The organism is Lutibacter sp., assembly GCF_046055765.1.
Lineage (GTDB): Bacteria > Bacteroidota > Bacteroidia > Flavobacteriales > Flavobacteriaceae > Lutibacter.
The window spans coordinates 1-11,772 of record NZ_JASFZF010000047.1 but is presented as its reverse complement, the minus strand read 5'-3'; the positions used below and the strand labels follow the sequence as shown (position 1 = coordinate 11,772).

The window sequence follows — 11,772 nt, the reverse complement described above, 5'->3', positions numbered from 1 at the left end:
AAAGTTTCCAGCTACTAATAAACTTTTATGCATCCAATTGCTTTGACGTAAAAATGGATGTACACTCTCAATGCTATTTTTACCAAAAGTTCCATAACGAACGTGACCTAAAAATAAATTTCCTAAATATGGGGCATTATTATTTTGCCATTCAACATCATCAACTTTATCTGGAAAAGTTTCATTTAGTTTATTTAGTCGCCCATTTATTTGTGCAAAAACGTCTTGAATTGGTTGATCTGCATTTGAACGAACACGGCTTATATATCTTATGCCTGGAGCAACATCAAATTTAATACTTGCTAAACCTGCACCATCCTGACCGCGATTGTGCTGTTTTTCCATTAATAAATACATTTTATTTAAACCATAAAATGCCGTTCCATATTTATCCTTATAATATTGTAACGGCTTTAGTAAGCGAATCATTGCAATTCCACATTCGTGTTTAATAGCGTCACTCATAGTTTTAGTTTTCGTAGTAAATTTAAATAAAAAATTCCGCACACTGGCGGAATTTTTTTAACTTAACTCAATATCAAATTGTGTTAATAGCTTAAATTGTAATAGTCTTTTTTGTATTTCGTCAACCGATAAGTTTTCCATTCGTTCTGTTCCAAATTTCTCTACACAAAATGAAGCTAAGTTTGATCCTGAAATAACAGCTCTTTTCATATTGTCAAATGAAATATCTCCAGTTTTAGAAATATGCCCAATAAATCCACCTGCAAAAGTATCTCCAGCTCCTGTTGGATCAAAAACTTCTTCTAAAGGTAATGCTGGTGCAAAAAACACATCTCCATTATTAAATAATAATGCGCCATGTTCTCCTTTTTTAATCACCACAAATTCAGGCCCCATTTTATGAATTTTCTGAGCCGCTTTTACTAAAGAATATTCTCCAGATAATTGACGAGCTTCTTCATCATTGATGGTAATTACATCAATTTTTGCAATTACCTCCATTAATTCATCTAAGGTATTATCCATCCAAAAATTCATGGTGTCTAGTACTATTAGTTTTGGGCGAAGAGGAATTTGTTTAATTACAGACATTTGTACTGCTGGATGTAAATTACCCAACATTAAAAAATCGGTATCTTTAAATTCTTCGGGTACAATTGGATTAAAATCTGCTAGTACATTTAAATCGGTAATTAACGTATCCCGTGAGTTTAAATCGTTATGATATACTCCTTTCCAAAAAAATGTTTTACCATCTTCAATTATTTCAATACCATCAGTATTAATATTTTTAGCATTTAATTTTTCTAAATATTCCTTTGGAAAATCTCCCCCAACTACAGAAACAATTCCTGATTTAACACCAAACTGAGAAGCTGAAAGTGAAATATAGGTTGCTGCTCCTCCTAAAATTTTATCTGTTTGACCAAACGGAGTTTCAATAGCGTCAAAAGCAACCGTACCAACAATAAGTAATTTATTCATAATTATAGTAAAATTCTGAGCACATATAAAATGCTTTATTTGTATTTATATTTTTTTTAAAGCATAGATGTGGTTATTTTTGCAAAAATAAGTTTAAAAAATGACTATCAAAGAAATACAAGAAGAAATTATAGATGAATTTTCCATGTTTGAAGATTGGATGGAACGATATGAATATATTATTGAACTTGGGAAATCTCTTCCTTTAATTAATGAAACATATAAAGTTGATGATAATTTAATTGCTGGTTGCCAATCTAAAGTTTGGTTACATTCTGAAATTGATAACCATAAAATTAAATTCACTGCTGATAGTGATGCCATTTTAACCAAAGGAATAGTTGCAATTTTATTACGTGTGTTTAATGAGCAAAACCCCTCAGATATTTTAAATACTGACCTTTATTTTATTGATGAAATTGGTTTAAAAGAACACTTATCTCCAACGCGTGCAAATGGGTTGGTTTCTATGATTAAACAAATTAAGTTATACGCCTTAGCTTTTCAATCTAAATTAAGTTAATTCATGTATATTTGCACTTATTTAGAATGAATATAAAGAGAGTTTGTAATAATGAATAGTGAGAGCGTAGAAGAATTAGGTATTAAAATAGTTGAGGTTTTAAAATCCATTTACGACCCTGAAATTCCTGTAGATATCTATGAATTAGGTTTAATTTATGATGTTATGGTAAGTGAAAATAACGATGTTAAAATTTTAATGACTTTAACTTCACCAAACTGTCCGGTTGCTGAAACATTACCCGTTGAAATTGAAGAAAAAGTAAAAACATTGGAAGAGGTAAAAACTGCTGAAGTTGAAATTACTTTTGATCCAATATGGACACAAGATATGATGAGTGAAGAAGCTAAATTAGAACTAGGATTTCTTTAAAAAATGTTCTTAAATGCCTGATAAAATTGTAAATAGAGTTGCCAATAGCCAACTAAAAACAGTTGACCTTGAAGAATTTTATCCAAGAGGAACAAGAACTATTATTGACCTAAAAAAATGGCTATTTCAAGAACTAATTTTAAAAGAAACCGAATTTCGTGCACATTTAAAAAACCATAACTGGTCACAATATAAAAACCATTATATAGCGCTAACTTGTTCATCAGACGCAATAATTCCTTCTTGGGCTTTTATGCTTATTTCAACATATTTAACTCCAATATCAAAAAAAATAATTGTAGGAAATTTAAATGATTTAGAAACTTCACTTTTTCAAGAAATTATTTCACAAATAAACATTGAAGAATATAAAGGGAAATCTATAATTATAAAAGGGTGTGCTAACAAACCAATTACACAAACTTCTTATATTCAGTTAATTGAAAAATTACAACCTATTGCAAAATCAATTATGTTTGGTGAAGCTTGCTCTACAGTTCCGTTATTTAAAAAATAAGTTAAAAAAAATTCATTTTTATTTTTATAATTGTATTTAGTAATTTAATTTTGCTTACTTAATTTTTGATCAAAAAAATGAAAAAATTACTACTTTTATCACTAATGTTCTTTACTTACACTCAACTTTTCGCACAGGAAAAAAACGAAGTAAAAGAAGGGTGGACTACAAACGGAACTATTTCTTTTATATTTAATCAATCAGCTTTTGAAAATTGGATTTCCGGTGGAGAAAATAATCTTGCAGGAAATTTGGGTGTAAACTATAATTTTAACTATTTAAAAAAAGAAATTAACTGGGATAATAAAATTACAGCTTCTTACGGCCTCACAAAAAGTAAAAATAGTGAGTTTGAAAAGAAAACTGATGACCGAATTATATTCAACTCAATCCTTGGTAAAAAAGCTAATAACTTATGGTATTACTCTATTTTTTTAAATTTTGACACACAATTTACAACTGGATATAAATATAGTAAAGATGAAAATGGAAAAGAAATTAGAACAGAATTTACCAATTTTATGTCTCCCGCAAACTTATCTTTTGGGCCAGGTATGTTATGGAAGAAAAGTGATAATTTAAAATTTAACTTGGCACCTGCAACCGCAAAATTAATATTAGTAGATAAACTTTTTACGCTGCCAAATGGTGATTATTATGGCGTTGAGCAAGGTAAAAGTTCACGTTTTGAACTAGGTTTTAATGCCTCTGCATATGCTAAATTTAGTATTATGGAGAATGTTTCTATGGAAAATATCCTAAATCTTTATGCTGATTATTTGGGGGAACCTCAAAATATTGATTTGGATTATGCAATGAATATAGTTATGAAAATAAACAAATACTTATCTACAAACCTAACATTCCAAACTATTTATAATGACAACGCTTTTGAAGGTTTTCAAATTAGAGAAGTTTTCGGAATTGGAATAAACTATAGTTTATAATTTAAATACTCTTTTTTTATTTATCTTCTGTCCCTAATTTTTAAAACTGAGAGTAAGGTTTAAAAAAATGAAGAAAATTAATTATTTTTCCTCAACATATTCTTCATACAAAAAGTCGTTATAAGGAAAACGTGTAATATGTATTTTCTTTACATCTTCAAAAACTTTTGCTCTAAACTCCTCTAAATTTTCTTTATTTAATGCTGAAATAAATAAACAATTATTCTCTAATTTATTCATCCAAGTTTTTTCCCATTCTGCTAATGTGTAATGCTCTTTGGTTTTTTCAGTCACCAAATCATCTTCATCAATAGTTTGATGTTGGTAGTCATCAATTTTATTAAAAACCATAATAGTTGGCTTATCAGCACTTTTTATTTCGCCTAAAATTTTATTTACTGAAGCTATATGATCTTCAAAATTAGGATGAGAAATATCTACAACATGTAATAACAAATCGGCTTCACGAACCTCATCTAAAGTAGATTTAAAGGATTCAACCAATTGCGTTGGTAATTTTCTAATAAAACCAACCGTATCCGTTAATAAAAATGGAATATTTTTAATGACTACTTTTCTAACTGTTGTGTCTAAAGTTGCAAACAATTTATTTTCTGCGAAAACATTACTTTTACTAACAACATTCATTAATGTTGATTTTCCAACATTTGTATAGCCCACCAACGCAACACGTACCATTTTTCCTCGGTTTTTACGTTGTACAGCCATTTGTTTATCAATAATTTTTAACTTCTTTTTAAGTAGCGTAATTTTATCTCTAATAATTCTTCTGTCAGTTTCAATTTCGGTTTCACCAGGTCCGCGCATTCCAATTCCACCTTTTTGACGTTCAAGGTGAGTCCATAATCTCGTTAATCTAGGTAATAAATATTGGCATTGTGCTAATTCTACTTGTGTTCGAGCATAGCTTGTTTGTGCTCTTCTAGCAAAAATATCTAAAATTAAATTTGTTCTATCTAGCACTTTACAATCTAAAACTTTCTCTATATTTCTTAATTGAGATGAAGAAAGTTCATCGTCAAATATAGCCGTTTCAATGTTGTTAGCATCCATATATGATTTAACAGTATCTAATTTACCTGCGCCGATAAATGTTTTTGGATTTGGTGTTTCTAACTTTTGAGTAAATCGTTTTACAGATTTACCTCCTGCTGTTAAAGTTAAAAACTCTAATTCATCTAAATATTCATTTGACTGCCCTTCATCTTGATGTTGTGTAATTACACCTATTAAAACAACTTTTTCAGATGTTACTTTTTTCTCTTCAATCATTTTGCAAACAGCTAAAGCTGAAATTTTTTATTGCTACTTATCCACTTTAAGAATGCAAAGATACAAATACAATATCTATTTCTAATTTTGTACTTTCGACATTCTAAAAATATTTTATGTTTTCGTATTTTAAATCTCCAGGCAAAAATAAACAAGCTTATACCATTGCTTTTTATAATCTTGAAAATTTATTCGATACTAAAGATGATCCCAACACATTAGATGATGATTTCACTCCAAAAGGAAGAAAAAACTGGAATAACTATCGCTATAAAAATAAAATACGAAAATTAGGAAATGTTATTGCTCAATTAGGAACTGCTAGATCGTTTCATTCTCCTGCAATTGTGGGTGTTGTTGAAGTAGAAAACCAACAAGTATTACAAGATTTAGTAACATCTAAAAATTTAAAAAAACATAATTATGGTATTGTACATTATGACTCGCCTGATGAACGCGGTATAGACGTAGCATTATTATATAAAAAAGAACTTTTTGAAGTGTTGTATTCAGAAACCTTTCCATTGTTTTTAGAAGCTAAAAATGGTGATAGAGATTATACAAGAGATGTACTAATGGTAAAAGGTAAATTAAATGGTGAATTAATTTATGTGTTAGTAAATCATTGGCCTTCACGCAGAAGTGGTGAAAATTCAACCGAAGAAAAAAGAATAAAAGCGGCCCAATTAAATTCTTTTATTATAAAAAAAATAAATTCGGAAACCGAAAATGCTAAAATTATTATTATGGGCGATTTTAATGATGACCCTTCAAATATTAGCGTAAAAAAACACCTTGTAAATGATGCTTTTTACAATCCTATGGAACGTTTAATTAATACTGGAAACGGCACACTAAATTATAAAAAAACGTGGCATTTATTCGATCAAATTATTTTTTCAAAGAACTTTTTTAATATTGAAAAACAAAAACACACCTTTAAATATGCTGAGGTTTTTGATAAACACTTTTTAAAAGAATGGAAAGGAAAGTATAAGGGAAATCCTTTTAGAACTTATATTGGTAAATGGTACCAAGGCGGATTTAGCGATCATTTCCCTGTATATGTATATCTTATAAAACATTAATTAAAAAGCCCAAACTAAATAAGTTTGGGCTTTTTAATTAATGTTTTATTTTTACTCAGCTTTTAACTTTAAAGGGAAAGTATATAATTTATTTGTAACTCCAGGGGTTTTAATTTTTTTGTAATTTAAATTTTCTCTAACATAGTTCAAAATATCTCTATTTTTAGTATCCACTTTTAAAACAACTATTTCACCTTCTGAACTAAAAGTAAAAGTGATATTTACTGTCATTTCATCTTCAATATTTTCTATTGAAGCTTGTAATAAATTTTCAATTTGATTTCTAATTTTTTTGGTAGGCTCTTTTAAATTATCTCTATTGGTAGCAAATAAACTTACTGTTCCAATTACCAAGGCTAATGCCAATACTTTAAATTTTCTCATAATAAATAGGTTTTTAATTGTTAGTATAATAAAAAGACGTTTGAAATAAATATATGTGACGCCTACAATACGTTATTAACAAATCTTTAACTAATGTTTTGATACCGAGGTTTATATAAAAAAATATAGACATAAAAAACTCAAACCTATTTAGTTTGAGTTTTTATGTTTTTAGTTCTCTATTCATGAAGCAGTAACTTTTAAAGGTATTGTGTATAACTTATCTCTTTCTCCTGGATTGTCAACTTTTTTATAGTTTAAATGTTCACGAACATAATTTAAAATGTTTTTATCTCTAGAGTCTACATTTAAAACTACTACCTCTCCTTGTGAACTAAATGTAAACATAAGCATTACGGTTGTTTCATTTTCAATAATAAAATCTGGAGCTTGTAATAAACTTACAATTTGACTTCTAATTTTTTTATTTGCTTCTTTTGGGTCTTCCCCGTTGACAGCAAATAAACTTACTGTTCCAATTACTAAGGCTAGTGCCAATACTTTAAATTTTCTCATAATAAATAGGTTTTAATTAAACATTAGTTTGTTTTGATATTTCAAATGTAAAATGAATTTGAATCTAAACATTTCAATTATACCCGATTAACAAATGTTTAACCAAGATTACCTAAATTATTTTTAAGAAAAGGTAAAGTTAAATTTAATATATAAATTTATATTTCTGATTTTCAATTCTTTATATGATTTTATTTAAAAAAAAACGCTCTTAAACTTTATACTTTGTTATCATAAATTATGTTAAAGTGTATCTTGAAATACTGCTAGGTTGAAATTAAAATAATAAATTTGTGAAGAACGTTTAACATTATAATTAATTAAAAATTATGTATAAAATATTTTTTAGTATTCTATTTTCAGTTACTTGTATTGGCTTATTTGCCCAAGATGTAATGACACCAGAAATGCTAGCACAACTGAATAAAGTTTCAGGAAAAGGAATCACCAAAGATGGTAAATACATTATTTATAGTGTATCCAACTACACTATTGAAACAAATAGTAAAAACTCAACAACTTATCAAATTCCTATTAAGGGAGGAAATGCACAAGTAATTACTAATTATGCTAAATTATTAGATGATGCTAATATTTCTCCTGATGGTAACTATAAAATTTCAACAGCCGATGTAAAACTTGAAAAAGTTACCGGACAAGATTATTATAAGGATGTTAAAAAATCAAATGTAAAAATTTACGATGCATTAAACTATCGCCATTGGGATACTTGGGAAGATGGTGCATTTAGTCATGTTTTTTATAAATCTACTTCAAATACAAGTGCAGAAGCAATTGATATTATGGGAGAAGAACCTTATGATTGTCCTCAAAAACCTTTTGGAGGATCGGAAGATTATTTATGGAGCCCCGATAGTAAAAATATTTTATATGTTACCAAAAAATTAAGTGGTGCTGATTATGCTGTTAGTACAAATACAGATATTTACGAATACAATCTTGAATCAAAAACTACGGCTAATTTAACTTCTAAAAATAAAGGGTACGATACACAACCTGCTTTTTCTTCAAAAGGGCAATTAGCATGGTTGCAAATGAAAAGAGAAGGTTACGAATCTGATAAAAATGATATTATTGTAATTGTTAATGGTAATTCTATCAACTTAACAGCAAATTGGGACGGAACTGTTAATAGCTTTGTTTGGCAAGATAAAGGAAATAAAATTTATTTTGTAGCTCCTGTGCTTGGAACTGTACAATTATTTGAAATTGAAGTTCCTACTTCTAAAGAAAAAATAAGCGTACCAAAACAAATTACAAATGGTCAGTTTGATGTTAGTGGTATTGTTGGCCAAACAAAAAACACCTTAGTTGCTAGTCGAAGAGATATGAACCATGCTATTGAATTATATTCAGTGAATTTAAAAAATGGAGAAATGCAGCAATTAACTCATGCGAATGATGCAACTTATAATGCTATTTCATTGGGTAAGGTTGAAAAAAGAATGATTAAAACTACCGATGGGAAAAACATGTTGACTTGGGTAATTTATCCTCCAAATTTTAATCCTTCAAAAAAATATCCAACATTATTATATTGCCAAGGAGGTCCGCAAGGCGCTTTAAGTCAATTTTATTCTTTTCGATGGAATTTTCAATTAATGGCAGCCAACGGTTATATTATAGTTGCCCCAAACAGAAGAGGAATGCCTGGTTATGGAGTTGAGTGGAATGAACAAATTAGTAAAGATTATGGTGGTCAAAATATGCAAGATTACTTATCTGCTATAGATGAATTAGCGAAAGAACCTTATGTTGATACTGATAGATTAGGTGCAATTGGAGCAAGTTATGGCGGTTATTCTGTATATTATTTGGCAGCTATTCATGAAGGTAGATTTAAAACATTTATATCGCATGATGGTATTTACGATTGGAGAAGTATGTATGGAACTACCGAAGAACTATTCTTTGTTAATTTTGATTTAGGTGGTGCTTATTGGGATAAAGATAATGCTGCTGCACAAAAATCTTACATTGAATTTAATCCTGCTGAAAAAGTTGGTATGTGGAATACTCCAATTCTAATTATTCAAGGCGGAATAGATTATAGAGTTCCTATTGGACAAGGATTAGCGGCTTTTCAGGCAGCACAATTACAAGGAATTAAGAGTAAATTATTATTTTTTCCTGAAGAAAATCACTGGGTGTTAAACAATCAAAATAGTTTAGTTTGGCAACGTGAATTTTATAAATGGTTGAAAGAAACTTTGTAATTTAATACTTTAAAATACTATCCTGATAAATAGGTGAAGAAATTAGTTCTTCACCTGTTTATCTTTAAATTACCGTACCCTAGGGTTATAATCATTTGGTGCATTTTGAGGTGAATTAGGGTTTGTAATTAAGCTATTTGAAGTGTCGGAATAAATTATCCATTCACTACTTATAAAATTAAGATTGGGTTCATTTATAGTTAATTTTCTCACCGCTCTCCCATCCAAATATTCCCAATTAGTACCATTTCCATCTTCTCCTATAACTCCAAAAACATCAATCGTTGTTCCAGTGTTATCCACTAACTCATACACATCATCACCATTCCCTGAAATATAACTAGATTCGATGTTTGGAGTATCGCTAAAAATTGCTGTATAACCTGTATTTGCAATAATAGCAAATTCACCAACTGGAATTGTAATTCCGTTTAATTCAATTGGAGAACTTGACACTGAAGTTGACCCATTTACATATTTATTTAATTTCCAACCTGTTAAATTAATTTCAGAATCACCTGCATTGTATAATTCAACAAAACGAGCTGTTGTACTGTTATCTGGGTCAGCAACTTCAGTAATCATAATTTTTGGAATTATTATTGGGCAACTTTCAAAAGGTTCAGAAAAATACACATCATTTGTATTTCTAATTTCTAAATATGTGCTTAAAACTCCTGTGATTTTTCCGTGACCTTCAGGAAATAATTCATTCGAAAACGTAGCATTCCCGCTGGTAAATACACTTAATTTAGTTATTTCTCCACAGGTTTCAAGTGATCGATTTTCATCATTATTTCCAGTAAAAAAAGTAAATGCTTTTCCTAATTCATTTTTAACTAATTGAACATTTAATACACTTACTAATGTATTTTCATATAGTGGATTTTGAACTTCTGAAATTAAAATTTCTCTTGGATGTATTTCGAAATTTTCTTCACTATTATACAAAAACTGATTAATTTCTGAAGCATCAATTTTTGTAATTTTATCTCCATTTGGAAATCCAATTGTTAAAACGTTATTGCTTTTTGATATATATAATTTGTTCAGTTTTACAAAAACTTTATCTCCAATGGTGTAATCTTCAAAAATAGCATCGTTTTCTAGTAAAATTTGAATTCCAGCAGTTGGGTTTTCAATGGCATCTTGTAGAACTAATTTTTCGTTAAAATTTCCAAACTCATCGCTTGAAACAATATAACCTTCCATCACATAATTGGTATTCAACCCAAATTCAACCATAGTTCCTTGGTACATTTCTTTTACTTCAGAAATTGTAATAGTTGGTGTTAACGCATTGGTATAATTACAACGTTCTTCCGTAAATTTTACATCATCTGTAGCACGAATATACAATTGAAAATCATCATAAAAATTACTGAAAACTGCAATTACACTTCCTTTTCCTTCTGGTAATAACTGATTTTTAAATTTTGAAAAACCGCTATTTCTAACAATAACCTCATCAACCAAATTACAGCTACCATCAAAATTTTCTAACACTCTGTTTACCGTTTCTGTATCATCAACATTGGCGTACGACAATCCTAAATCTGTCGTTTTAAATTGTACATTTTCAATTTCAATCAACATTTCTAACATACTTTTGTCCAACGCTGAAATAGTTACTTTTTTAGGTGTAATTTCAGCAACTTCACACGAACGAAAAATATGATTTTTAACTTCAAAAGCTGAAATTCGAGCCAATTCACCACTAACAGATTGCCCTATTTGAATACTTCCAAAACTATAACCTACGGCTAAACCTTTCATCTTTACATAAATTTTTCGACCAACATCATATACTGTATACAAATTGGTTTCATCGATAGAAATTTTTATGGCTGAAGTTGGATTTTCAGGTTTATCTTGAATAGAGATCGTTTTGTAAATATTTCCAGATTTATCGCTTGAAACCACATATCCTTCAATAATAATATCATTCTCAATTACTGTTGCACTACCAAAAGTGTACATTTTTTTTACCTGCTGAATGGTATTTGTTGCAAAAATTTCAGGTTCAGTACAGTTTACAGTTGGTGTTGAAAAATTTTGGTCTTTTACACAGCCTAAAAAAAGACTAATTGTTAATAATCCTATTATTATTTGTTGTTTTTTATAAATTTTCATAGCGCTTTTTTTAAAATCTTACATATAAATTGAAGTAATACGAAGTGTTATTTCCGTACCAATATTTTGGTCCGAAAATGGGTTTATCTAATTGTTTGTCTTGTTTTAATTCTGGGTAATTAGCATTTCTCGATTGTTCAAAACCGCCAGTTTTAAAAAGTTCACCCAACAGATTGTTAATACCAAGAAAAAAACCAACATATTTATGATTAATTAGCCACGATTTTCCACCAACTAAATTCACTAAAAATGCATCCTCAAATTTTTCTTGAGTTAAGAAGGAATTGACTTGTTTTTGAGTGACTTCTACTCC

General features: G+C 29.0%; 11 protein-coding genes and 2 pseudogenes. 6 read left to right on the top strand and 7 right to left on the bottom strand.

Features of this window, described 5'->3' with window-relative positions; genetic code table 11:
* A pseudogene (locus tag QM495_RS05450) lies at nt 1-465 on the bottom strand (amidophosphoribosyltransferase); the annotation flags it as partial.
* A gap of 57 nt (nt 466-522) precedes the next feature.
* Entirely contained in the window at nt 523-1,449 is a 927-nt protein-coding gene (locus tag QM495_RS05445; RefSeq protein ID WP_408671099.1) for a PfkB family carbohydrate kinase, read from the bottom strand.
* A gap of 100 nt (nt 1,450-1,549) precedes the next feature.
* Between QM495_RS05445 and QM495_RS05440 the strand changes: the two genes are divergently transcribed.
* From QM495_RS05440 to QM495_RS05425, 4 genes are all read left to right on the top strand, one after another.
* On the top strand, nt 1,550-1,972 hold the full coding sequence (locus tag QM495_RS05440) for a SufE family protein (protein WP_408671098.1): 423 nt from the start codon (nt 1,550-1,552) through the stop codon (nt 1,970-1,972).
* 51 nt (nt 1,973-2,023) lie between these two features.
* Nucleotides 2,024-2,344, top strand: coding sequence for an iron-sulfur cluster assembly protein (locus tag QM495_RS05435; RefSeq protein ID WP_408671097.1), 321 nt, complete (start codon nt 2,024-2,026; stop codon nt 2,342-2,344).
* 13 nt (nt 2,345-2,357) lie between these two features.
* Nucleotides 2,358-2,861, top strand: coding sequence for a DUF2480 family protein (locus QM495_RS05430; protein ID WP_408671096.1), 504 nt, complete (start codon nt 2,358-2,360; stop codon nt 2,859-2,861).
* Nucleotides 2,862-2,938: 77 nt separating this feature from the next.
* The gene (locus QM495_RS05425) at nt 2,939-3,808 is read left to right on the top strand and encodes a DUF3078 domain-containing protein (protein ID WP_408671095.1); all 870 of its coding nucleotides are present in this window, start codon (nt 2,939-2,941) and stop codon (nt 3,806-3,808) included.
* An 81-nt stretch (nt 3,809-3,889) separates the two neighbouring features.
* On the opposite strand, the gene hflX is transcribed toward QM495_RS05425, so the two are convergent.
* Nucleotides 3,890-5,101, bottom strand: a complete 1,212-nt coding sequence (gene hflX, locus QM495_RS05420; protein ID WP_408671094.1) for a GTPase HflX — start codon at nt 5,099-5,101, stop codon at nt 3,890-3,892.
* Between the two features lie 116 nt (nt 5,102-5,217).
* On the opposite strand from hflX, the gene QM495_RS05415 reads away from it, so the two are divergent.
* Nucleotides 5,218-6,189, top strand: a complete 972-nt coding sequence (locus tag QM495_RS05415) for an endonuclease/exonuclease/phosphatase family protein (protein ID WP_408671093.1) — start codon at nt 5,218-5,220, stop codon at nt 6,187-6,189.
* Between the two features lie 51 nt (nt 6,190-6,240).
* On the opposite strand, the gene QM495_RS05410 is transcribed toward QM495_RS05415, so the two are convergent.
* Nucleotides 6,241-6,573, bottom strand: coding sequence for a hypothetical protein (locus tag QM495_RS05410; protein WP_408671092.1), 333 nt, complete (start codon nt 6,571-6,573; stop codon nt 6,241-6,243).
* Nucleotides 6,574-6,756: 183 nt separating this feature from the next.
* Nucleotides 6,757-7,089: a hypothetical protein gene (locus tag QM495_RS05405; protein WP_408671091.1), complete on the bottom strand. Its 333-nt coding sequence runs from the start codon at nt 7,087-7,089 to the stop codon at nt 6,757-6,759.
* A 329-nt stretch (nt 7,090-7,418) separates the two neighbouring features.
* Here QM495_RS05405 and QM495_RS05400 point away from each other — a divergent pair, with 329 nt between their 5' ends.
* Complete coding sequence (locus tag QM495_RS05400) at nt 7,419-9,326, top strand: S9 family peptidase (RefSeq protein ID WP_408671090.1); 1,908 nt, start codon at nt 7,419-7,421, stop codon at nt 9,324-9,326.
* Between the two features lie 69 nt (nt 9,327-9,395).
* Here QM495_RS05400 and QM495_RS05395 read toward each other — a convergent pair whose 3' ends face one another.
* A complete protein-coding gene (locus tag QM495_RS05395; RefSeq protein WP_408671089.1) occupies nt 9,396-11,459 on the bottom strand; it encodes a DUF5689 domain-containing protein in 2,064 nt (687 codons plus the stop codon).
* A gap of 10 nt (nt 11,460-11,469) precedes the next feature.
* A pseudogene (locus QM495_RS05390) lies at nt 11,470-11,772 on the bottom strand (TonB-dependent receptor); the annotation flags it as partial.